This window comes from Chryseolinea soli, from assembly GCF_003589925.1.
In the GTDB taxonomy this organism is placed as follows: domain Bacteria; phylum Bacteroidota; class Bacteroidia; order Cytophagales; family Cyclobacteriaceae; genus Chryseolinea; species Chryseolinea soli.
In genome coordinates this window covers 7,019,039-7,042,964 of sequence record NZ_CP032382.1, presented here as the reverse complement: position 1 = coordinate 7,042,964, position 23,926 = coordinate 7,019,039, and the positions used below count along the sequence as shown (strand labels likewise).

20 protein-coding genes are annotated in these 23,926 nt (G+C 52.9%); 15 read left to right on the top strand and 5 right to left on the bottom strand.

The annotated features are described in order from the left end of the window. Positions 1 to 98: 98 nt before the first annotated feature. The 6 genes from D4L85_RS29215 (at position 99) to D4L85_RS29190 (ending at position 5,982) form a co-directional block, all read left to right on the top strand. Positions 99 to 1,664, top strand: a complete 1,566-nt coding sequence (locus D4L85_RS29215; RefSeq protein WP_119757668.1) for a CHASE3 domain-containing protein — start codon at positions 99 to 101, stop codon at positions 1,662 to 1,664. A gap of 18 nt (positions 1,665 to 1,682) precedes the next feature. Then, positions 1,683 to 2,630, top strand: a complete 948-nt coding sequence (locus D4L85_RS29210; RefSeq protein WP_119757667.1) for an ROK family protein — start codon at positions 1,683 to 1,685, stop codon at positions 2,628 to 2,630. Positions 2,631 to 2,654: 24 nt separating this feature from the next. Next, positions 2,655 to 3,218 carry a D-sedoheptulose-7-phosphate isomerase gene (locus D4L85_RS29205; protein ID WP_119757666.1) on the top strand — a complete coding sequence of 188 codons (564 nt, stop codon included), beginning with the start codon at positions 2,655 to 2,657 and terminating at the stop codon, positions 3,216 to 3,218. Between the two features lie 140 nt (positions 3,219 to 3,358). Continuing rightward, on the top strand, positions 3,359 to 4,390 hold the full coding sequence (locus tag D4L85_RS29200) for an LLM class flavin-dependent oxidoreductase (protein ID WP_119757665.1): 1,032 nt from the start codon (positions 3,359 to 3,361) through the stop codon (positions 4,388 to 4,390). Between the two features lie 73 nt (positions 4,391 to 4,463). Then, positions 4,464 to 5,066 (top strand): hypothetical protein, encoded by a 603-nt coding sequence (locus tag D4L85_RS29195; protein ID WP_119757664.1) that lies wholly within the window; start codon positions 4,464 to 4,466, stop codon positions 5,064 to 5,066. Between the two features lie 418 nt (positions 5,067 to 5,484). Beyond that, positions 5,485 to 5,982: a hypothetical protein gene (locus tag D4L85_RS29190; RefSeq protein WP_160144078.1), complete on the top strand. Its 498-nt coding sequence runs from the start codon at positions 5,485 to 5,487 to the stop codon at positions 5,980 to 5,982. Between the two features lie 82 nt (positions 5,983 to 6,064). On the opposite strand, the gene D4L85_RS29185 is transcribed toward D4L85_RS29190, so the two are convergent. Next, complete coding sequence (locus D4L85_RS29185; RefSeq protein ID WP_119757662.1) at positions 6,065 to 6,994, bottom strand: sugar phosphate isomerase/epimerase family protein; 930 nt, start codon at positions 6,992 to 6,994, stop codon at positions 6,065 to 6,067. A gap of 148 nt (positions 6,995 to 7,142) precedes the next feature. Here D4L85_RS29185 and D4L85_RS29180 point away from each other — a divergent pair, with 148 nt between their 5' ends. Both D4L85_RS29180 and D4L85_RS29175 read left to right on the top strand, forming a co-directional pair. Further along, entirely contained in the window at positions 7,143 to 7,463 is a 321-nt protein-coding gene (locus D4L85_RS29180; protein WP_119757661.1) for a hypothetical protein, read from the top strand. 500 nt (positions 7,464 to 7,963) lie between these two features. Then, entirely contained in the window at positions 7,964 to 10,399 is a 2,436-nt protein-coding gene (locus D4L85_RS29175) for an ABC transporter permease (RefSeq protein ID WP_119757660.1), read from the top strand. A gap of 5 nt (positions 10,400 to 10,404) precedes the next feature. Here D4L85_RS29175 and D4L85_RS29170 read toward each other — a convergent pair whose 3' ends face one another. Further along, positions 10,405 to 11,091 carry an SDR family NAD(P)-dependent oxidoreductase gene (locus D4L85_RS29170; RefSeq protein WP_119757659.1) on the bottom strand — a complete coding sequence of 229 codons (687 nt, stop codon included), beginning with the start codon at positions 11,089 to 11,091 and terminating at the stop codon, positions 10,405 to 10,407. 849 nt (positions 11,092 to 11,940) lie between these two features. Here D4L85_RS29170 and D4L85_RS29165 point away from each other — a divergent pair. Together D4L85_RS29165 and D4L85_RS29160 are read left to right on the top strand one after the other, a co-directional pair. Further along, positions 11,941 to 14,958 carry a SusC/RagA family TonB-linked outer membrane protein gene (locus D4L85_RS29165; protein WP_228450667.1) on the top strand — a complete coding sequence of 1,006 codons (3,018 nt, stop codon included), beginning with the start codon at positions 11,941 to 11,943 and terminating at the stop codon, positions 14,956 to 14,958. Positions 14,959 to 14,969: 11 nt separating this feature from the next. After that, positions 14,970 to 16,595 carry a RagB/SusD family nutrient uptake outer membrane protein gene (locus tag D4L85_RS29160; RefSeq protein ID WP_119757657.1) on the top strand — a complete coding sequence of 542 codons (1,626 nt, stop codon included), beginning with the start codon at positions 14,970 to 14,972 and terminating at the stop codon, positions 16,593 to 16,595. Between the two features lie 267 nt (positions 16,596 to 16,862). Here D4L85_RS29160 and D4L85_RS29155 read toward each other — a convergent pair whose 3' ends face one another. Then, the gene (locus D4L85_RS29155; RefSeq protein WP_119757656.1) at positions 16,863 to 17,888 is read right to left on the bottom strand and encodes a LacI family DNA-binding transcriptional regulator; all 1,026 of its coding nucleotides are present in this window, start codon (positions 17,886 to 17,888) and stop codon (positions 16,863 to 16,865) included. 149 nt (positions 17,889 to 18,037) lie between these two features. Between D4L85_RS29155 and D4L85_RS29150 the strand changes: the two genes are divergently transcribed. The 5 genes from D4L85_RS29150 to uxaC all read left to right on the top strand — a co-directional run bounded on the left by D4L85_RS29150 (position 18,038) and on the right by uxaC (position 22,556). Further along, positions 18,038 to 18,664: an RNA polymerase sigma-70 factor gene (locus tag D4L85_RS29150; protein WP_119757655.1), complete on the top strand. Its 627-nt coding sequence runs from the start codon at positions 18,038 to 18,040 to the stop codon at positions 18,662 to 18,664. 57 nt (positions 18,665 to 18,721) lie between these two features. Beyond that, positions 18,722 to 18,973, top strand: a complete 252-nt coding sequence (locus tag D4L85_RS29145) for a hypothetical protein (protein WP_160144077.1) — start codon at positions 18,722 to 18,724, stop codon at positions 18,971 to 18,973. Between the two features lie 128 nt (positions 18,974 to 19,101). After that, positions 19,102 to 19,917: an SDR family oxidoreductase gene (locus D4L85_RS29140; RefSeq protein ID WP_119757653.1), complete on the top strand. Its 816-nt coding sequence runs from the start codon at positions 19,102 to 19,104 to the stop codon at positions 19,915 to 19,917. A gap of 33 nt (positions 19,918 to 19,950) precedes the next feature. Further along, a complete protein-coding gene (uxuA, locus tag D4L85_RS29135; protein WP_119757652.1) occupies positions 19,951 to 21,147 on the top strand; it encodes a mannonate dehydratase in 1,197 nt (398 codons plus the stop codon). Beyond that, the gene (gene uxaC, locus D4L85_RS29130; protein WP_119757651.1) at positions 21,144 to 22,556 is read left to right on the top strand and encodes a glucuronate isomerase; all 1,413 of its coding nucleotides are present in this window, start codon (positions 21,144 to 21,146) and stop codon (positions 22,554 to 22,556) included. The genes uxuA and uxaC overlap by 4 nt, the downstream gene beginning before the upstream one ends. A 206-nt stretch (positions 22,557 to 22,762) precedes the next feature. Here uxaC and D4L85_RS29125 read toward each other — a convergent pair whose 3' ends face one another. Both D4L85_RS29125 and D4L85_RS29120 read right to left on the bottom strand, forming a co-directional pair. Then, positions 22,763 to 22,954 carry a hypothetical protein gene (locus D4L85_RS29125; protein WP_119757650.1) on the bottom strand — a complete coding sequence of 64 codons (192 nt, stop codon included), beginning with the start codon at positions 22,952 to 22,954 and terminating at the stop codon, positions 22,763 to 22,765. A gap of 67 nt (positions 22,955 to 23,021) precedes the next feature. Next, positions 23,022 to 23,588, bottom strand: a complete 567-nt coding sequence (locus tag D4L85_RS29120; RefSeq protein ID WP_119757649.1) for an RNA polymerase sigma factor — start codon at positions 23,586 to 23,588, stop codon at positions 23,022 to 23,024. Positions 23,589 to 23,926: the final 338 nt, after the last annotated feature.

The window sequence follows — 23,926 nt, the reverse complement described above, 5'->3', positions numbered from 1 at the left end:
ATGAATGGAGGCAATTAAATCGGATGCAATGGCCGGTGCAGGTTTTGGATGGAATTCGTCAAAAGATTATCTTCCTGCTTCTTTAACTATTTCTAAGTATGGCAGGGCTAGATTTTATCAAGAAGAATGCGCTCACTTTTTCCGCTATTCTCGTGTTAGCATTGATCACCGTAAACACCGGCATTATATACTACAACGACTGGGTGCTAAAGGACACCACCCGCGTGAAGGCCGAAACCGAAAGGGCGGGCTATTTGGTGGGCCAGGTATGGAACCAGGTGGTGCGCAACATGGACGTGGGCATGCGCGGCTATGCCATCACCAAGAACGAGTCGCTGCTCGGACCACTCCGCGACGGCGCTCGCGACAACCCCATCATTTTTGCCGAACTGCGGACACTCACCAAAAAACAAGGCTTCCAACATCCCGCAGCCATCGACAGCATGGCCACCGGTGTGGAGGCCTTTATCAACAGCACCCAAAAAATGGTCGACTTGATCAAGATCGACAGCATGACTGAATTTCACGCCGCGCTTTCCGCCGATCCCGGACGCGATGCCTGGTTTATCTACGACCGCAATGCCCGTACGATCAATGGATTTGAAAATGCCCGCAGTGAAGAAGCCCAGGCATCCTACGAAGATGCCAACTTCCGGACGCTGGTGGTGCAGACCATCCTCAACATCATTGCGTTTCCTTCGATGCTTTTTCTGATCGTGAACATTCGTAAAGAGCGGAAGGAAAGGAAAAATCTATTCTCAAAACTCGAAGAAAATAACCGTGCCTTCCTGTTCAACCCCGGCACGGCAACAGACGACATACGAGAGAACGACGTGATCGACGACTCCATCCGGAACTTCAAAACCGCCACTCACTTTATCAACCAGGTGTCGAACGGAAATTTTGCCGTAACCTGGGATGGTTTTACGTCCGAGAATGAAAAATACAACACGACCAACCTCGCCGGCGAACTGGTGCTGATGCGCGACAGGCTGAAGCAGATCAAAGCCCAGGACGAGATCCGAAACTGGACCACCGAAGGCCTCGCCCGTTTCTCGGAAGTGCTGCGCAAAAACCAGGACAACCTCGAAGCCCTCAGCCTCGATATCCTCACCTTTCTCACCAAGTATCTCCAGGCGCAGCAGGGCTGCCTCTTCATTCTGCAGGAAGACCTGGAAGATGAGACCCATATGTTTCTCGACATGTCGGCTTGCTATGCGTTCGACAAACGGAAATTTGTCACCAAGAAATTGGAGATCGGCCAGGGTCTTATAGGCCAGGCATTCCTGGAAGGAACACCCGTGGTGCTGACGGATGTGCCGGGGGGCTACACCGAAATCACTTCGGGACTTGGACACAAGACGCCAACCTGCCTGCTCATTGTGCCGATGAAGGCGAACGAAAAAGTGGAAGCTGTGATTGAACTGGCCGGCTTTCAGAAGTTTGAGAAATATCAAGTAGAGTTCCTCGAGAAAGTGGGAGAGCTCACGGCGTCGACATTGGGGTCGGTAAAGAACAACGAGAAAATGAAATTGGTATTGGAGCGCTTCAAGGTGCAAACCGAACAGCTCAAGTCGCAGGAAGAAGAGCTGCGCCAAAACCTGGAAGAAATGGAAGCCACCCAGGAAGCGCTTCAGCGCGCCGAAAAAGAAAAACAAGCCTAAGCCCTCTCTGTCAAAATCATGTCCGGTCGCTGCTATGTGGGTATTGAAATCGGGGGCACCAAGCTACAGATCGTGGCCGGCGACGACGATCTGCGGATCAGTCACCGCCTCCGTGCCACCATCAAAAAAGAAGATGGCGCCACAGGCATACTCAAACAAATGGAAACCTTGCTCGACGATCTCACGCGCTCAATCGAGCCTACGGCAATCGGCGTTGGTTTTGGAGGGCCGGTCGATCGTCTGTCGGGACGCATCCTCACCTCGCACCAGGTCAACGGCTGGTCTGGATTTGAACTCGCCGCGAAATTGAAGCAACACTACGGCGTTCCCGTCGTACTGGACAACGACGCCAACGCGGCTGCGCTGGCCGAAGCCTTGTTCGGCGCAGGAAAGAATAAGGAACGTGTATTCTACATCACGCTGGGCAGTGGCATCGGCGGAGGAATGGTCGTCGATCAGAAATTGTATTATGGCGCCCTGCCCGGTGAAGTGGAAGTTGGCCACCTGCGCCTCGACCGCGAGGGCACCACCCTGGAAACGTGTTGCTCCGGGTGGGCGGTCGATAAAAAAATACGAGAGGCCATCCAACGTCAGCCCTCCGGCAAGTTGTATGAGTTGGCCTGGGGTGGGGAAGGGGCAGGGGCAGGGGGAGAAGCCCGCCATCTCTCGCAAGCCCTGGCTCACGGCGATGAGACCGCTAAGAACATTCTTCAAGAAACCGCCGCGTCATTGGGGTTTGCCCTGTCTCATGTGGTGCATTTGTTCCATCCGGATATCATGGTCGTGGGAGGAGGACTTTCCCTGATCGGCCCAGCGCTCACCGACGCCATCACTGCCGAACTCGATCAACACCTTTTGAAAGCATTTTTGCCTGGCCCTCCCGTTGTCGTCGCACAATGTGGAGAGGACGTGGTTCCCCTTGGGGCCATGGCGCTCGCCCGCGAGGCAACCGTAAATATTTTTTAACGCCTAAACAGAAGACAAATTTTTATGAAACCTTATTTCACCTCCTACATCCAAAACCTGCAAGCCGCCCTGGGCGCCCTTCCGGCCGACCGCCTCGAACACATCCTCGAAAAATTCCGGGAAGCCGCCAGCCGCGAACAACAAGTCTTCACCTTTGGCAACGGCGGCAGCGCCATGAGCGCCACCCACTTCGTCACCGACCTTGGCAAAGGCGCGTCCGACAACATGAAGAAACGCTTTCGCTGCATCTCGCTTAGCAGCAACATCGGCTGGCTCACTGCCCTGGGCAACGATTATTCGTATGACGAAATTTTTGTCCGCCAGCTCATGAACCTGGCGCGCCCGGGCGACCTCGCCTTTACCATGAGTGTGAGCGGAAACTCGCCCAACCTGGTGAAGGCTGTGGAGTGGTGCAAGGCCAACGGTGTTTATACGATTGCTTTGCTGGGAGGACAACGCGGGGCTATTACCAACCTGGTAGATTATGCAGTGGTGGTGGATGACAAACATTATGCGCGGGTGGAGGATGTGCATATGAGTATTTGTCATATGATCAGTTTTGCGTTTATTGAGAATGCGCTAGCGTAATAGGCGCTAGATTGGTGTGTGTGGAAGCTGACTTGTTGGTGAAGAACACCAACAAGGGCGGCGTTTAAAAAAAGTTCAGACCAGCCAAACTACTTTTCCCGCTACACTGTTCTATCCGGACAAGAATCCGCAATCCTGAAATGAAGTTGAAATTAAGTGTGCTGGACCAGACTCCTATCCGCCGGGGAACCACCGCCGCAGAGGCCCTCCAGGAATCCATCGCCCTCGCCCGTTTTGTTGATAAGCTGGGCTATACGCGCTACTGGCTTTCAGAGCATCACAACATCAATACGCTGGCCGGCGCCGCGCCGGAAGTGTTTATCGCCCGGCTGGCGGCCGAAACAAAGCACCTCCGGTTTGGGTCGGGCGGTATCATGCTGCCCAACCACAGTGCCCTGAAGGTGGCGGAGAACTTTCGCTTGCTGGAAGCACTGTATCCGGGCCGCATCGACCTGGGTGTAGGACGCGCTCCCGGTGGTGACCGGCTCACGGCTTCTTTACTGAACCCCTCCAACACCTTCAGCCCCAAAGACTATGTGCAACAACTCGTAGACTTGAAAGGCTTTTTGAATCTTGACACGCAAGCCGGCGCGGTGCATGATCGCGTGCGGGCTATTCCCAATATTGAAACCGCACCCGCCCTCTGGATGCTCACCTCCAGCGGCGAGAGTGCCTACATCGCGGCGCATTTCGGCATGGCGTTGTCGTTTGCCCAATTCATCAATCCCAACGGTGGACCTGAAGCGTTGCAAGCCTATCGTCAAAACTTCAAGCCGTCGGCAGAATTACCCGAGCCGCAGACCAGCGTGGGTGTTTTTGTTTTTTGTGGCGACACGGAAGAAAAGGTCGCCCGCGTGCAGGCCGTGATGGACTATCGGTTGCTCAGCATAGAGAAGGGAAAGGTTGACGAATCGCCGTCCTATGAGTCGGTGCGTGGCTATGACTATTCCCACGACGAATGGGAGCGCGTGCTCTACAACCGCCACCGCACCATCGTGGGCACACCCGAGGTGGTGAAGCGAAGGATCGAAAAAATGGCAAAAGACTTCAACACCGATGAAATTGTGATGTCTACTTTCGCCGACGACTTCGAAGACCGGTTGAGGTCGTATGAAATCCTGGCCGAAAGCTTCGCCCTGAAAGCCACCGAAAGCGTTGTATCGCGAGCCTGATCTTCCGCTTTTTTTCTAACCAGGTGTTGTGGGACGGTGGGATGTTTTGCATCTTCCTGTCTGATTGACAAATATGCAAAAGAAAGCGATCTGGATTTTGTTAGGGGTTATAGCGGCCGGATTGCTATTGTGGGGGAAGGTCCTGTTTCATCCACGCGTTGACAAGCCAACAAAACAAAATGACTGCCTGTCGATCAGGAAAGACATGTTTGATCTGGCCGCCCTAAGAACGTTCCTTCCCGGGAAAAAGTGGAAATATCAATATACCTTGGACAAGCATAACTGTTTTGTCGAAAAGCACGAAAAACCTTTCTTTCCCAATGAGTATGTTTTTGAGCTTTGCGCTTGGGATACACTACAACTGCCACCGATCGACGCCTTTAAAAAAGGACCTTGGAAAAGCTTTTCAGGAATTTGTTATCGCTGGTATAGTGATTCCGCTGGTGTACGGATTCCTGGATTCGGAGAAAGGAATCCATATTTGATTCTGTTTACCGATCCCTTAAGACGTGCGCCCCATCATAACCTAAGTGTGTACGGCAAGGACGCCAAGAGTGAATTATTTATTACAAAGTTGAGTGCAGACACTTTGGTAATAGAGTATGGGGAAGTCATCGAGGACGAGCAAGGCAATTATATTGACGGTTTCAAGAACCTATTCGTCCCCTCGCAATAGCAATTTCTGCCGCTATCACCCGCCACCCATGTTGGTGTTCCTCCGCCCATGTTGGTGTTCCTCTGCCCTTGTTGGTGTTCTTCACCAACAAGTGAGCTTCCACTCACATCATTTGATGATCAACCACTACCAACAATTTTTTATTGTCGCCAGTTTTTCAGTGTTTCTCCATCAACATTATAGATCGTTGCACTGCGATTTCGCAAAACCTTACATCCCCAAATCAAAATCAATCCGCACCCGTAGCTCCTATTCCTCCGATCAGTTTCATTGCTTAAGGATCCGCTTCGAGGAGAATTTGGGTTCATTTTTATTCACTTCATCAAAAAAAGCACACGCTCAAACTGCAATCCAATTGCAGTAGGCGGCCATAACTTTGTGTCTGTCTACTAGTAAAATTTAATCTCGTATGCTTAAAATGATGAAGTATTTGTTTTTAATGCTAATGACCAGCGGTTGCTGTCATTTCATTGCAAAAGCTGATGTGCCTTCCGTGGTCGACACGGTGATGTTGCACGAGGCTGCCACCGGTGCACGCGTTGTTCGCGTGAAGGACTCCCTGCATATAAAAAAGGTGAAGATCGTGGAGTACAAAAAGAAGGTGGATCACGCGTCGGTGGTTTATCCGGAGTATGATAAGCAATGTGCCGGGTGGAGGTTGTCGGAGAAACAACTGGAAAAGACCCTGGTAAAGAGCTATATCATCACCGAACACGAGGTGCGCTTTTTCTTTACCACCATCCCTTGCCATTACGAAGGGGTGGCGATCGTGAACGATGGTCCGTCGATGCGGTTCGAGGTGAACGCAGGATCGTATTCGGTTTTTTATGAAGACCTCAATGCCTACTACCTTGGCTACTTTGGTGCAGGCGTCGATTTTATAGAACCTCCCGGGATCGCGGTGGACGTGCCCTAAAACAAAGGGGCAGTCATTTATGCATGAAGGCGCAAAGTTTGTTGGTGTCAAACTTTGCGCCTTCGTATTTTGTGGACGCAGGTTATATCATCGCCACAGCCTTTCGCATCTTTTCCAGTCCCGTCTTTGCCACGGTCAGCGCGTCGTTCTTCCAGTATTCGAGGTTGAATAATTCCAGCGACAGCACTTTTGTGCCGCCCATGTTCGACAGGTCCGTCAAGATCTGTTTGAGGGGTGCCACGCCGTCGCCTGGGTAGACGCGGTTCGAGTCTTTTTGTTGCTCGCGCGGAATGTCGGAGGGGTAGTCGTTCATGTGGATGACGTCGATGAGTTTTCCGTTCACCATCTTGAGGCAATCGAAACCCGAGCCGCCGCGGAACAGGTGGTAGACATCGGGGAGAATGCGTGCATCGGGGTCGTTGGCCACGGCGGCCGCCATCAGCGCCTGGCCGAAGTGATAGAATACGGGCGACGATCCCCAGAACTCCAGCAGGGGCATCACGCCCGTCTTGCGTCCCAGGTCCAGCAATTGTTTATAGCGTTCGCCCACCTTGAAAAGGTCCAGCGGCACATCCGCCTTCACTCCCGACGAGGGTGCGGCAATGCGCGTGCATCCCAGTTCCGCCATCATCTCCATTTCTTCTTTCATTTGTGCAAATCCCGCGGCACGCTGTGTGTCGTCCTCCACCATCCAGGGGGCAAAGCCGATGGCGTCCTCGACGGTGACGTGGCTGTCGTCGAGAAGTTTCTTTAGGGTCTTCAGGGAGTTGCCGCCTTCTTTGAACGCTTTTATTTCGGGTACCCACAGCTCCACGCTGTCGTAGCCGGCCCGCGCGGCGATGTCGATAGACTTTTGAAGGCCTGGCTTTTGGCCGCTGATGGTGCTGGTGTTGAGACAGAATTTGAATTTGCCGGCAGGCTTCTTTTGCTCTTTTCCGAAACTGAGCTGAGGAGCCACGGTGGCGCCGGTAAGGAGTCCTATTGTTTTTAGGGCGTCTCTTCTGTTGGTCATAGGAGATATGGGTTTAGGAGTTTGATGTTGATTGACGTGTTGCTTAGCAAGCTACAATTTTTTTTAGGCGTGTACATGTTCATAAAGTATGAGCGGTAACTGCAAACTTTCCGTGGAATCGCGTATTTTACATTGATTTACTATAACCATGCTCTCCGTATTATCCAGACTGCGCCTGATGAACTCACGAAGTTGCGCTGGCAATATTGGGTGGTCGTTCTTGGCGACGATTTTCCTAGTAGGCGTAAATTTCAACAAGCTGGTATTTCCGGAATGGGTGATAATTGCACTTGCCGTGACGATTTTGATTTTTTCGGTAAGCTCGTTCGTGGGTTATGCTTATTGGAGGTTTAAAGAATGGGTAGACCATGATGAAGGCAATAGAGTGATGACTGTTGTCTACATTGTTGGATTGAGCCTGGTGGAACTGGCTAACATCAATATCTTACTGAGACTTATTGCCATTTGATGCTTAGCCAGCACCTTTGAATTGAATGATACCTAGTTTTCGTCTGACCCTTGAATAAAGGCTTTGCCTTCTGTATTTATGCCGGCCCCAAGACGCGTGGTGTGTGCGGCACTGCGTGAGGGATGGGAGCGGCACCCCGCAGCAGCGCGGGCAGGTGCGGAGGGGCGAGGAGTAGAGCGGACAGCCCGACCCGAATATACCCGTGGGGTACGCTCCATAGAGAGCCGGTCACACGTCCGGTGCGGGCGGGCCCGATCCGGTGAAGGAGGGGCACGCCCTCATCCTAAACCATCGGCGGCGCCTTACAACTTTCTTCCGGTTCCTTCCGTCACAATCCGACAACCTCATAAATTTGTTTTACGTACCGAACCTGTTAGCCCATGCGCGCAGGGTGTCCAGCCTAACGTGTTTCGGGGTACTTCAAGTTAGTCACTAGCCGATAGTCATTCGTAGTGCGTAAATTGAATGCAACAAAGGACTCAAGACCAAACCGCCATCCTATGCTCAAGAACTTTTTTAAAACGGCCTTTCGCAACATTGTGAAGTACAAGGCCTACTCGCTCATCAACTTCGTGGGTCTTACCTGCGGGTTGACGCTGGCATTGCTCATCATCACCTATGTGCGGAATGAAATTGGCTACGACCGTTTTCATGAGAAGGCGGAGCGTCTGTATCGCTTCCGCTACACGGCGCCAAACGGCCTGGAGATTGCCGCCACGCCGCCGCCCATTGCGCCGGTGCTGAAAGACTATTTCCCTGAGGTGGAGGAGACCGCGCGGCTGTACCAGCGCAACGTCAGCATCACACGTCCGAACAACCCGGAAGCATTCGAGGAGTCGGACATCCTGTTTGCCGACTCGGCCATCGCCAAAATATTCACGTTCGATTTTGTGAAGGGCAACCCCAAACGCGCGCTGTGTGACAAGTTCACGGTGCTGATCAACGAAGAAATGGCGAAGAAATATTTCGGCGATGCCAACCCCGTTGGCGAGTCGCTTATTTTTAGCGGGCGGCAGAGTTTTAAGGTTATCGGTGTGGTGAAAAATTTTCCGGAACAGTCGCACCTGCGCTTCAACATGCTGGTGCCCTACGACAACATGTTCGACCTGGAAACGCCGGAGACGGCCCAGGTGCTGAAGAACAACCTGGCCATCAACTTCATCATTAGTCATTCCTACACCTATGTGTTGCTGAAACCCGGCGCCACGCCAAATCACATCAACCAGGAGATGGGAGCCTTCCTGAAAAAATACGCACAGCCGCGATTCCTGGTGGGCCAGATCTTTCAACTCATGCCGGTGGTGGACATTCATTTGAAAAGCACGCTGCTGGCCGAGCCCTCGTCGACCAACACGATGGCCAACATCTATATTTTTATCGGCATCGGTGTGCTGACGTTGATCATTGCATGCATCAACTACATCAACCTGAGCACGGCGCAGTCGTTCACGCGCATCAAGGAGATCGGCATCCGGAAGATCCTGGGGTCGATGAAATATCAGCTCATCCTGCAGTTCCTGGCGGAGAGTTTTTTGTTTTCGCTGGTGTCGATGGGCATTGCCTATGTGGCCTTTCATTTTATGTTGCCCTTGCTGAACCTGCTTACCGGGAAGCACCTCGTGTTTTGGGAAGTGGTGGACGGCAAGCTGCTCGTGGCTTCTGCGTTATTGCTCGCCTTCATTACGGCGCTGGCCGGTGGATACCCGGCGTATTTTGTGACCCAGTTCGAGTCGGTGAGTGCTTTGAAAGGACGCGGCGGTTCGGAGGGGGGTAATCAATTTTTGCGCAAGGCGTTGGTGGTTTTCCAGTTGGCCATTGCGTGTATGTTGTTGTCGGCGTCGTTGCTCATTGTGAAGCAGCTCCGCTACCTGGAGGACCGGCCGTTGGGCTTTCAGCGGTCGCAGGTGATCAACATTCCATTGGCCAGCCAAAACCTGAACGGCATCTTCAGTCAGCGCGACTCGGCCTTTAGCACGCGACTGCAAACTTTCCGCGATCGGGCGGAAGGATTGAGCGGTGTGAAGCAGACCACGCTGTCTTCGGGCGCGCCCGGGCTGGGTGTGGTGTACCGGGGTATTGTTCCCGATGGTTTTACAACGGAAGACAACCTGTTCATCGCGAACATGTCGGTGGATTATGATTTCCTGAAATCGTATGATATGGAAGTGGTTGCCGGTCGCGGCTTTAGCAGGAACTATGGCACGGATCCGGCCGAGGGCTATGTGGTGAACGAAACCGCCGTCCGCGAATTCAAATGGGAAACACCGGACAAAGCCTTGGGCAAAACGATAAACAAGGAGGGCAAAAAAGGAAAAGTCGTTGGGGTGGTGAAGGATTTTAATTTTGCCTCCCTCACCACGCCGATGTCGGCCCTGGTGATGGATTTGAACCCGGATCAATTTAACACGCTCAGCATTACCTTTGCCAACGCGGAAGGCCAAAGCATCATCCAGCAACTCGAAGCCGACTGGAACAAGCTCTTCCCCGAGAAAGCGTTTGAGTATAGTTTCCTCGACGAGAGTTTGCAAAGCCAATATTCCAACTACCAGAATTTTGGAACGATCATTCAATCCTTTACCGGTATTGCCATTTTGATCTCCTGCCTGGGGGTATACGGCCTCGTGCTGTTCACGGTGCAGCGGAAGGTGAAGGAGATCGGCGTGCGCAAGGTGTTGGGCGCGAATGTGCGCAGCATTTTGTTGCTGATCTATCGCGACTTTGCGCTATTGATCGCGATCGGTTTTTGTGTGGCCGTGCCGTTGTCGTATTATTTTATGAATCAGTGGCTGTCGAATTTCATATACCATACGGAGATCACGTCGTTGACGTTTGTGATCAGCTTGGCATCGGTGCTAGCCATTGTCACGCTCACGGTGAGCTATCAAGCCATACGCGCCGCGCTGGCCAACCCGGTGAATTCGTTGCGCAGCGAATAACGTTGTCAGGCGCGGCCGTAGATCTTCAAAACGGTTTCGCGCCAGTCGTTGGTTTTGGATGAGCAGATGTGGGCGAGGGCATCGGCGATGGCGTCGGGGGCTACCCAGGCGGTGAAGTCGGCTTGGGGCATGGCCTCGCGGTTTGTGGGCGTGTCGATGGTGCTGGGCACCACGACCGAAGCCGTAACGTTCGAAGCGTTGCCGGTGGCGTTGAGCAGCTCGGCCAATTTGAAGACCAGCGATTTGGATAGGGCATAGGCCAGCGATTTTTTCCCGTCAGTTGCTTTCAGCGCGGGTCTTGCGCCAACAAAAACAATGCGGCCGCCACCCTGTTTTACCATTTGTTGAAAGACGGGCCGCGCGACGTTGTAGGCCGTCTCAAAATTCAGCGCGATCATTTTCTTTACGGTCTTGCCATCGGCTTCGGCAATGCCGCCATAGGTGTAGCCGCCTACTAACAGCAGGGCCGCGTCGAGCGTGCCGTGTGTGGCGATCGCTTTGGCAACCACGGTCTCCACGGCCTGTTCATCGGTGAGGTCCGCCTCATAGGTGATCACTTTTCCAGAAGTTTCGAAGCCCAATGTTTTTCCCGGTGTTACCGTGGCCAACACGGTGTAGCCATCCGCCAAAAAGCGTTCAACTGAAGCCTTTCCCAAATTGCCGGATGCGCCGGTGATCAATACTGTTTTCATATGCCGTAGGATTTTGTTTCGAACATAAAGAAAGAAGTGTTATGGTGAAATATGTGGGGCATAAAGTTTCGTGTGTTTCGAGCGTTTTTCGTATTGTCCCGCGTCCTGGTTTGCGGATCAGCTCTTCAACAAACGTTGAAGATGAACCCAACCCCTGATCGAAGGGTGAGCGCATATTTGAAGCTCCTTTCCCGTTGAAGTGACGGATTCCATCCAGACGTGCCGAATATTCCGGATGCGCTCGTCGCGGTGCCCGGATGAAGCGCACCGTTGCGTGCCAGAACACTTAACACCAGATCCGATCTTCCCTATGGCACTAGGTTTATACCTATTCGTTGCCCCGGGTTTCACCCGGGGTTATGATGGGAAACCTCTACGAGGTTAAAATTGCTCACTGAATGCTTAGACCTAAACAATGCTTTATACTACAGTAGAGTTTTACGATCACGATAAAAACTTCTTATGTCCTATTCACTTCAAACTTATCTTGATACTGATTGCTGGCTACTGACTACTGACTACTGGCTACTGACTACTGGCTACTGAATACCGCATCCAAGCTCCTGGCTCCTGGATTCTGGCTCCTCACAGTTTATGAACAGGTGATTCCCCTCACCCTTTCTCAACCATTGTACCGACGATAGTAGTTTAACCACGAACCCGCATTTCTGTTTCATCGATTGAACAGAAAGAAAATGCGTGCGCATTTGTAGGGTGTGCATCGTCTTTTGACGTCACGAAAGTAACTGACTAAACCCTAAGCCTATGAAATGTTTGTTACCGTATGGTTCTCTATTGCTTTTCGGCGTCTTGCTCTGTGCAGTGCCGGGAAGTGTTTACGCGCACACGATGGAATCCACTCTGATTGTTCAAACCAACTCCGTGACCGGCATTGTGTCGGATGAGGGTGGGATGGGCATGCCGGGTGTGAACGTGATTGTGAAAGGCACCAGCAACGGCACCACCACCGACGCGAACGGCGCTTACTCTTTGGCCTTGCCGTCAGACGAGGCTTCTACTGTTTTGGTTTTCACTTTTATCGGCTACCTCTCGCAGGAGCAACCGCTCAATGGCCGCACCGCGGTGAACGTGACGCTGGCGGCCGACGTACAGCAACTCACCGAAGTCGTGGTGGTGGGTTACGGCACACAACGCAAGAAAGATATTACCGGATCGGTCAGTTCCATTTCCACCAAGGAAGTAACCGAGTTGCCCGTGACCAACGCACAACAAGCCTTGCAAGGACGCATCCCCGGCGTGGATGTGGTTTCGACCGGAACACAACCCGGAGCCGGCGTGAGCGTTCGCATTCGCGGAAGACGTTCTTTTAATGCGGGCAATGATCCCTTGTATGTCCTCGACGGCATACCGTTGGCCGGCGGCATCAGTGACATCAACACGCAGGACATTCAATCGATGGACGTGTTGAAGGATGCATCGGCCACCGCCATTTATGGTTCACGCGGGGCCAACGGCGTGGTGCTCATCACCACCAAGCGCGGCACGACCGATGGCAAAACCAAAGTCTCCTATGACGGCTATTACGGTGTGACCAGCAGCCTGGGAAAGATCGACATGATGAACGGCGCCCAATTTGCAGAATACAAACGCGAATCGCGCCGCGCTACGGGCACCTACAATGACGCCGATCCTGTGGCAGCCGACGCCAAACTGTTCGAACCGGTTGAATTGGAAGGCATTGCCTCGGGCAGAACCACCGACTACCAGGACCTGATGCTCCGCAATGGTCACCAGCAAAATCACCAGATCGGCATCTTAGGAGGAAACGAGAAAACCACGTTTGCTATCTCTGCCAACTATTTCAACGATGTCGGTATTGTTCCCAACCAGAATTTTTCACGCTACACGTTCCGCATCAACATCGATCACAAGATTGGCAAAAATGTGAAGATCGGAACGTCTACGCTGGCGTCGTTCAACATCACCAACGGCGACGGCTTCAATCCGATGCCCGAAGCGTTGTTGAATAACCCGCTTGGCAATCCTTACAATGCCGACGGCTCTTTGAATTTTCTCCCGACCACCGACGGCCTGCGCTCCAACCCGCTGAATGAAATTGTACCCGGCGCCATTGTGCGCGAAGACAAACGCGCGCGCATTTTCAGCTCCGTGTACGCGGAAGCGAAATTGGCGGAAGGCTTGACGTATCGCGTAAACTTCGGTCCCGACTATCAGACCCGCAGAAGGGGAGAGTTCACCGGCAGCCTCACCAACGCCCGCCGCAAAGGCGATCCCACGGCCCGGACGGATAACTACAATACACTAGCCTATACGTTGGAAAACGTAGTGAACTACACCAAGAGCTTTGGCCAAAATTCATTCAACATCACCGGTCTCTACAGCATCCAGCGCCAGACCGATGAGTATTATAACACGATGGTCCGCGGTGTGCCTGCTGAATACATGCAGTTCAGCAACCTCGGTGCGGCGCCGATCATCGAAGGCGTTGGAAGCAGCTACAACCAGTGGACCATTCAGTCGTACATGGGCCGTATCAACTATACGCTTAAAGACAAATACCTCTTCACCATCACCGGCCGCGCCGACGGTTCGTCACGGTTTGCCGATGGCAGGAAATATGGATTCTTCCCTTCCGCAGCCGTGGGATGGAATGTGATCGAAGAAGATTTCATGAAGAATGTCCGCGTCTTTTCGAATTTGAAACTGCGGGCCAGCTATGGCAAAACCGGGAACACCGGCATCGATCCTTACAAGACCCTCGGTGAACTGGAGCGAACCAAGTATGCTTTCGGAAGCTCGAGCGCCTATGGATACCATCCCTTAAGCCTGGTGAGCCCGAATTTGAAATGGGAGACCACTGTGTCGGGTAACGTGGGATTGGATTTTGGAGTCTTCAACGGACGCGTTCAAGGTTCGGTGGATGTGTACATTCAAAACACGTCCGACCTCTTGATGGAGCAACAACTGCCCCCGACCTCGGGAACGTCCAACCTCTATCTCAACAACGTGGGCAAGACCCGTAACAAAGGGATTGAGATCGCCATCAACTCCGTTAACATTGACCATAGCAGCAGCTTTAAGTGGACCACCGAATTGAATTTCTATGCCAACCGCGAAGCCATCGTGAACCTCTATGGTGCTACGAAAGATGATATCGGCAACGGTTGGTTTATCGGTAAACCCATGACGGTGTTCTATGACTATGAAAAGGTCGGCATCTGGCAAACGGCCGAGTTGGATCAAGCCACGCAATACCAACGCAAACCCGGCGAGATCAAGGTGGCCGACCTGGCCGGTCGTGATGCCGATGGCAACCTGGTGAGCGGTGCCGATGGCAAGATCAATGCCGACGACCGCAAGATCCTCGGTTCCGACGTGCCCGACTGGACGGGAGGGATGACGAACCGCTTTTATTACAAAGGCTTCGACTTCTCTTTCTTCCTCTACACCCGTCAGGGCGGCATGATCCGCAGCTTGTTCCACAGCAACTACAACAACCTGTTCGGACGCTACAACAACCTGGACGTGGACTACTGGACACCGAACAACCCCACCAACGCCTATCCACGCCCCAACCAAAACCAGGAGTTCCCGGTGTACGGCTCGTCGCTTACGTATTTCGACGGCTCGTTTGTGAAAGTGCGGAACATCACGTTTGGCTACACGCTGCCGAAGGGCATTGTGGACCGTTTGAAGCTCGAGTCGGTGCGCATCTACGCCAGCGCGCAGAACCCTTTCATCTTTGCTTCTTATCGTTCCAAGTATAAGGGGATCGATCCCGAGTTTGCCCGCACGCCATCGGCCGGACGGGAGCGCACCGCCGAGTTGGATGCGGCTACGCCCAGCAGCAAGCTCATCCTGGTCGGTCTGAACATTAAACTTTAATCTGTCGCGTCATGAAGAAAATTATATTCCTTTGTTTTACCGCCCTCGTATTTCAGTCGTGCGCTGATATGCTGGAGGAAAAAAATAAGACCAAAGCGGTGCCGAGCTATTTCGATACGGCTCCCGGTTTTGAAGATGCTGTGAAGGGAACGTATTCGTATATGCGTTCTTTTTATGCCACGGAAAGAGGCATGACCCTGTCGGTGTTCGGCACCGACGAGTACACCAACGGTTCGGACGGCAGCTTCAAGTTTGTGAACCAATACACGTCACAGTTCGATTCGCGCACCACGATCCTTTCGGAGTTGTGGACCGATTTCTATCGCGGCATCAATACGGCCAACACGGCCGTTGACCGTTCGGAAAACATTGTGGGGCTGGATGCCACGCTGAAAACACAGCGCGTGGCCGAAGTGAAATTCCTGCGGGCACAATTCTATTTTATCCTGGTGCAATTGTTCGGCCCCATTCCCCTGACGCTGCACGAGACCACGACGGCCAGCACCGAAGCGCACCGCGCCAGTGTGTCGGACATCTATACGGCAATTGTAGAGGACCTCGAATTTGCCGTTGCCAATTTGCCCGCCACCCAACCCAACTGGGGACGCGCCACCAAACCCGCTGCGCAACACCTGCTCGCCCGCGTGCACCTGACCCGCGCCACCATGGACCCTGCTGCCACGGCACAGGAAGAATATCAGAAAGCGGCAGATCTTTCGAACGAAGTGCTCACCAAGTACTCGTTCAAGTTACTGACGGACTATGCGAAAGTGTTCGAGCAGGGTTCGGGTGAGATCAACGACGAGGTGATCTGGTCGGTACAATACACCAGTGACCCGCTGACGAACGGAGGCGGTAACAACGCCCATGTATTTTTTCTGATGGAATATGACGTACAACCCGGCATGATGCGCGACATCGCCAACGGCCGCCCCTTCAAGCGCTTCAAACCCACCAACTACACGCTGGGTTTGTATGATCACACAAAAGACGGTCGCTACGACAAGAACTTCAAGCAAGTGTTCTATTGCAACAAACCCGGAACGTACACCATCAACGGAAAGTCTGTGACCCTGGCTACCGGCGACACCACCATGTGGCTCCCCGGCGTGGAGCTGGCGGCCGACGTGATCGCACAGAAAAACTTCCAGGTGATCACCCCCTCGAAGTACACCGAGAAACTGTTCCCCTCACTGCGCAAATACCTCGACCCGCTGCGTCCCGACGTGACCACCTTTGAAGGATCGCGCGACTTCCTGGCCTTCCGCCTGGCCGAGACCTACCTGATCCGCGCCGAAGCCCTGCTGATGCTGGGCCAACCCGGTGCCGCCGACATGATCAACAAAGTGAGACGCCGCGCAGCCGTACCCGGAAAAGAAGCCGACATGGAAATCACCGACAGCGACGTGACCCTGGATTTCATCCTCGACGAGCGCTCCCGCGAACTGCTTGGCGAACAACACCGCTGGTTTGATTTAGTGCGCACCAAGAAACTGGTGGAACGCGTGAAACTCTACAACGCCCAAGCGAAAGACAACATCAAAGACACCAACGTCCTTCGCCCGATCCCCCAAGATCAAATCGACCGCACGTCGAACTCCGACGGCTCGGCATTCTTGCAAAATCCAGGCTACTAAACGGAGGAACAAGAACCATTAAAGCAAAATAGGCTGCCCCGACCGGGCAGCCTATTTCTTTCACAGAGAATCATGGAAAACCCCTCCTGATAAAATCCAAAAAGCCTTACTGAAACCGACTGACATACAGGCAGGGGACGTCCGATGTACAGGCAGGAGACGTCTGACGTACAAGCAAGGGACTTCAGACGTACAAGCAGGGCTTTTTTCGATTTTGCCTACGGCAACGTCCGTAACTTGCAGCCTTTTCTTTGCGATCCTCTGCGGTTAAAGCACAAGCCGGGCCCCTGAAGATTCCCTGATCACGAGTTTACTCTTAATGATCCGGCTCTCCGGCTTCAAATCCGGATGGCGCATCTGGTTGATCAAGATCTCCGCTGCCGCCGCTCCCATATCATGCGCCGGATGATCGATGCTGCTCAATGGAGGTTCCACAAACCGGCACATGTCTTCATTATTAAACCCAAGGAACGCCACGTCATCCGGAATCTTCAATCCATTCTTTTTCATGATGTGCATCATCTCGATGGCCGCATAGTCATTGATGGCAAACACCGCATCGGGCCGCTGCGGTAGTTGCATGAGATAGCGTGTATATTCTTCCACCTTGCCGCTGCCATAGTGCGAGTGAATGATATAGGATTCCTTTACCGGCAGGTTGTGTTTTTTCAACGCGTCGAGATATCCCAGAAGCCGGTTGCGGCTGTTGAATAAATGCTGGGGCCCGGCCACGAAGGCGATGCGCCGGTAGCCACGGGTGATGAGATGCTCTGTTCCTTCGAAGGCGATCTCGTAGTTGTCGGTGTACACCTGCGAGGCGTGCACGTCTTCGCAGATGCGGTCGAAGAATACGATGGGTATGCCGCGTTCGAAGATCGGTTTGAAATGATCGGTGCGGTCGGTCTCGCTCGAGATGGAAACAATGAGCCCGTCTACCCGGCTGGAGACGAGCGAGTGCAAGTTGTTCTTTTCGGAAATGTAGGACTCGTTGGATTGGCAGATCATGACATTCACGCCCGCCATGTCGGATACCTTTTGAATGCCGCCCACCGCCCGTGCAAAGAAGCGGTTCACCGTTTCGGGGACGATCACGCCAATGGTGTTGGTCTTTTGTTGTTTGAGGTTTATAGCCAGTGCGTTGGGCTCATAGTGAAGATCGTTGGCCAACGCCATGATCTTTTGTTTGGTTTCCGGGTGAATGTCGGACCGGCCACTGAGGGCGCGCGAAACCGTGGATTTTGAAATGCCCAGCATGCGGGCGATGTCTTTGATGGTGACCGTCTTTTTATCCATGGAAAACAGGGGATGAAGCCTTAGCAAATATAGAATTTTTCGAGACCGTTCCCGGGAACGGTCTCGAAAAAATATCAAGAAAAAATCATACGGAAGACTCTTGATTCATCGAAAAAATGCCAAAATTGGTGTAATCAAACGATTCCGATATGATTCAACCTTTACCCCCCACTAGTCTAGGCGCTTTGAAATCCCACGGGAAGCTCATTGAATTCCCGGGAATTCCATCCGTTGTCGGAGATCAGGACATGGAAATATTGATGGACCGAATCGTGCAGCACAACGATTACCCGGCGTTTCAAATCCTGTTCAAAAAGATGTACGCTCCGCTATGCCAATTCTGTATGAAGTTTGTGAAGGCCCGCGAGGTGGCGGAAGAGTTGGTGAGCGATGTGTTTTATAACATCTGGAAAAACCGGAGCCGGCTCATCATCGCGTCGCCCAAAGCTTATCTTTTTGCCTCGGTTCGAAATCGGGGCTATGACCACTTACGTAAAATCAGGAATACCACCTGGTGTGACCTGGAGGAAGCCATCAACGTACCTGCCGGCATCACCGACAGCCAGGATCTGTTGGTATACGAAGAACTGAACACCACCTTGGAGCAATCCATGGCAAGGCTCCCCAAGCAATGTCGCCTGATATTTGCCCTGAGCCGGGAGGAAGGGTTAAAATACAGGGAGATCGCCGCGTTGCTAAACCTCAGCGTGAAAACGGTGGAAACCCAGATGGGGCGCGCGTTGAAACATCTGCGGAGTGCCTTGCCGCCCCTGTAAAAATCATATCACCCCCCATTGTAATTCAGGGTAAGCTCTCGCAAATTCGTCTTTTCATTGGAGCATATCACCATGGAAGGACTCACCACGAGAGATTGGTCTTTGATCGCCCGCTGCCTGAAGGAAGAGGCCAGTGAGAGCGATTTGGAAGAACTTCGTCACCTGGTGAAACGCTATCCCGAATTAAAGACCGAAATGAAGAAAATGAAGCCCGACCTGCATCACCGGAACCCGTCCGGGGAGCTGTTTGATGCCGATAAGGCCTTGGAAAAATTGACCGACCGCTTCCGGAACGAGAATTTGCTATGACGCCTGCGCATCTTTCCGGAAATTTAGCCAACAGTGTAACACCTGCGTTTGTGAGCGGTATACTTGTATACCTTTACAGGGACAGGAGCCCCGACAAACGTCTTATATCTGATATCTGAACTATACTTATGACAGGACTTTTTGATTTGAAAGGAAAAACCGCGGTCGTCACTGGTGGCACCGGAGTGTTAGGCGCCGCCATGGCCAAAGGACTTGCAGATGCGGGCACCCGCACCGTGGTGCTCGGCCGTCGTAAACAAGCGGGCGACGAGGTGGTGAAAGCCATCCGCGACAAGGGACGCGAAGCGATCTTTGTGGAAGCCGACGTACTGAATGCAGACCAACTGCGCAAGGCAAAAGAAACCATCCTTTCCACCTATGGCACCATCGACATCCTGGTGAACTCTGCCGGCGGAAACATGGCCGGCGCTGTGATCGCACCCGACCAGACGTTTTTCGATCTGAAAATGGAGGCCTTCAAAGACGTAGTAGCCCTGAACCTGGACGGCACCGTGCTGCCCACCCAGATCTTTGCCGACGTGATGGCCAAACGCAAAGAAGGTGTCATCATCAACATCGCTTCCATGGCGTCGCTAAAACCCATTACGCGTGTGGTGGGCTATTCGGCGGCCAAGGCAGCCGTCGATAATTTTACGCATTGGCTGGCCATCGAGATGGCGAAGAAGTTTGGGGAAGGCATCCGTGTGAACGCCATTGCACCCGGCTTTTTTCTGACGGAGCAAAACCGGAACCTGCTCACCAACGCCGACGGTTCCTACACCGCACGGGGCGAGGCCGCCATACGTCAAACACCGTTTGCGCGCTTTGGCCAACCCGAAGAGCTGGTCGGCACGCTCATCTGGCTGTGTTCCGATGCGTCCAAATTCGTGACCGGCGTAACGGTGGCGGTAGACGGCGGCTTCAGTGTTTTCTGTGGCGTATAAAAATTTTCTCACGTTCCTAAATGTAGTAATCCTTTGAAAGCAGGAACCTATACGCGCTCCCTCGAACAGACCTGGCGGTGGTTTGGACCAAACGACCCCGTGAGCCTTAGCGACATCCGGCAGGCGGGCGCCACCGGCATCGTGACCGCCCTGCACCACATCCCTAACGGCGAGGCGTGGCCCATCGAGGAGATCCATAAGCGCAAGCTGGAGATCGAAGCCGCCGGACTGGTGTGGTCGGTGGTGGAGAGCATCCCCGTGCACGAGGACATCAAGAAACAGAAAGCCGGCTATCAGCGGTTTATCGAGTGCTACAAGCAAAGCATCCGCAACCTGGCCACTTGCAACGTGCGCACCGTGTGCTACAATTTTATGCCCGTGCTGGACTGGACGCGCACCGACCTGGGCTATGAATTGCCCGACGGTTCCAAGGCCCTGCGCTTTGATGCCACGGCTTTTGCGGCGTTCGATATGTTTGTGTTAAAGCGCGCGGGCGCCCAGGAGGGATATACGGCAGATAAAATAAAAAAGGCGGAAACCTATATGGAGAACGCCTGGCAAACCGAATTGGTGGCGCTCCAAAAAAATATACTGGCCGGCCTGCCCGGTGCCGAAGAAGGCTACACGCTCGATGAATTTCAGGAAGCGCTCAATGAATATGCGGCCATCGACGATGCGGTGCTGCGCAAACATTTATATGAATTCATTTCCGCGGTCGCACCCGTCGCCGAGCAACAGGGTGTGAAACTGGCCATCCATCCCGATGATCCGCCGTTTCCGATTTTCGGATTGCCACGTGTGGTGAGCACCGAGAAAGATGCACGCCAGTTGTTGGAGGCCTACCCATCGCCCAGCAACGGTCTTTGTTTTTGCACCGGCTCCTTTGGGGTTAGGCCGGACAATGATCTGCCGGGTATGGTGCAACGGTTGGGCGACCGGATCAACTTCGTGCACCTGCGCAACACCACCCGCGACGCCGAAGGCAATTTTTATGAGGCCAATCACCTGGAAGGCGACACGGACATGTATGCCGTGATGAAAGCGCTGGTAAAGGTGCAGAGCCAACGTGAAACGCCCATCCCATTCCGTCCCGATCACGGCCACCAAATGCTGGACGATCTGAAGAAAAAAACCAACCCGGGCTATTCGGCCATCGGACGCCTGCGCGGCCTGGCCGAACTGCGGGGACTGGAGGCAGGAATTCAACGCATGCTGAACGAAAGACCATGATAAAGACCTCGAAGACTTTTTTGGGAGATGATTTCCTGTTGGGAACCGACGCCGCACGACACCTCTACGAACAGTATGCGGCCACCCAGCCCATCATCGACTATCACAATCACCTTTCGCCAAAAGACATTGCCGAAAACCGGCGCTTCGACAACCTGACGGAGCTCTGGCTGGAAGGCGATCATTATAAATGGCGCGGCATGCGCGCCAACGGCGTCGCCGAACGCTACTGCACCGGCAACGCTACGCCGCAGGAGAAATTTATGAAGTGGGCCGAAACGGTTCCGTATACACTGCGCAACCCGCTCTTTCACTGGACGCACCTGGAGTTGAAGAACTACTTTGGCATCACGACGTTGCTGGATGCTTCCTCGGCACTGGAAATTTATGAAACGTGTAATGCCCAATTGCAACAAGAAGATTTCTTTGTGCAGGGGCTGCTGGCCAAGATGAACGTGGAGGTGTTGTGCACCACCGACGACCCCATCGACTCCCTGGAATATCACCGGAACTTTGCCGCGCAACATTGCAGTTTCCGCATGTTCCCTACCTTCCGGCCCGACAAGTCGTTTGCCGTGGAAAATGTTTCAACGTATCTCGGTTATATCGAACAACTGGGCGCAGCGGCAGGAACAGCCATACGATCTTTTGATGAATTGCTACAGGCCTTGAAAAACCGCCTGGACTTTTTTCACCAGCACGGATGCCGTGTCTCCGATCACGGGCTCGACCAGCTCTTCTTTGACGAGCGAGCCGAGAGCGAAGCGCCAGCGCTGTTCAAGAAATTGCAGGACGGGAAAACGTTGGATGCCCTTGAACGCATCCAGTTCAAGAGCGCCGTGTTGTTAAACCTTGGCCGTCTCTACCATAAAAAAGGTTGGGTGCAGCAATTCCACCTGGGTGCTATGCGCAACAACAACACGCGACTGTTGCGCGAACTGGGACCCGACACGGGTTTTGATTCCATGGGCGAATATCCACAAGGTCATATGATGAGCCGTTTCTTCGATGCCCTCGACAACACCAATCAACTGGCCAAGACCATTGTCTACAACCTCAACCCCGCCGACAACGAACTCTTTGCCACGATGGTAGGCAACTTCAACGATGGAACCGTGGCCGGCAAAATGCAATACGGCTCGGGCTGGTGGTTCCTCGACCAGAAGGATGGCATGGAGCGCCAGATGAACACCCTGTCGAATATGGGGCTGCTGTCGCGCTTTGTGGGAATGGTGACGGATTCACGAAGTTTCCTGTCGTTCCCCCGCCACGAATACTTCCGCCGCATTTTGTGCAATCTCGTGGGCAACGACATAGAGAAAGGCGAGCTTCCGGATGACTATCAGCTTGTGGGACGGATGGTGAAGGATATCAGCTATACCAACGCGAAGACATATTTTGGTTTCTGATCTTGTTGATAGATCCTCCATCCGCAGGATATTCACCCGACCCAAATGAATAACCCCAGGCTTTAGTCTGGGGTTATAGGGATGAATAGACAAACGTGCCACAGGAAAATTCAAATCGATCGTTGGCACGGACATTCACACTTCCTCGAACTCCGCACGGCAGCTTCAGCATCGCTTCCCCGTCATCTCACACACCATCTTTGTGATCAGACGTCCTTCTCCGGCATCTTCACCTGGACAGCATTCTTTGGTTCTTTTGTTTTATTCTTCTGCATATTCTCCAGGTTCTTCACCAGGAAGAATAAGATCATCATAATGATCAACACCACCACAACCACAACGTAGATGAGCGCCCGGAGCGTCCGCTGCCAGCGCTGGTTGCGTTCGTGGCGTGCCATAAGCTTCGCATAGTTCCGGTAACGTGCTAGGTTTCCGGAACTTGGTTTTTGTCGCCGAAGTCTTATCTCATTCCTTCCCATCGTACTTGATCCGTAAGTTAAAATTCTGACGTAATCTATCCAACGCGCGGTAGGTCCTCATTTTAGCGCCGCTCTCGGTGATGTCGAGGATGAAGGCGATCTCTTTGAAATCTTTGTCCTCGAAAAAACGCAACTGCAACACTTCCAGCATTTCGGTGGGCAGGTTACCCAGGTATTCCAGCAGCCGCATCACGATCTCCTCATCCCAATCCTCATTCACTTGCTCAATGAGCTCGCGCACCCGCACTTCTTCGATGCTGAAGACCTTGTCGTGTTTACGCTTGCGGTAGTATTTGTTTACTTCGTTGCTGGCGATCTTGTAGAGCCAGGCCGAGAAGGGCACACCCCGGAACTGGTAGCGGTCCAGGTGTTTCAATACACTGAGGAAGGTTTGCGAAGTCAGGTCGGCCGTAACGTCTTCGTCGTCCATCTGCCGGTAGATGAAATGAAAGATGCGGTCGAAATATTTCTCATAGAGTTCGCCGAAGGCTTTCGGATTTTTCTTGGCCTTCTCCAGGATCGCATATTCTTGCCGTATCTCCGCGTCTGTCATGCGTTACAATTGTGTTAATAATGCAAAGCTTTCAGGAAAGTCACAAGGAAAGGGGCAGGAATTGTCGGGGGGAAGTGCTAATTGTTTTGTTTCGGTTGTAAATGCTTGGTGGTCATTGGGGTTTCCCATGCCGTTGTTGGTGAAGAACACCAACAACGGCGGCAGAAAATTTGTTGGCGGACGCCAGCAAAAAGTGTGGGGTTAAAAAATGTTGCTTCTCACAACAATAGATGGGGAACACCCTCTTGTTGGTGTCCCACCAACAAGAGATCGCTGGGGTTCACAATAAACCCGGCTTGCATTTGGAGGGACTGGTGATCGATTAAGGAATTTGTTGG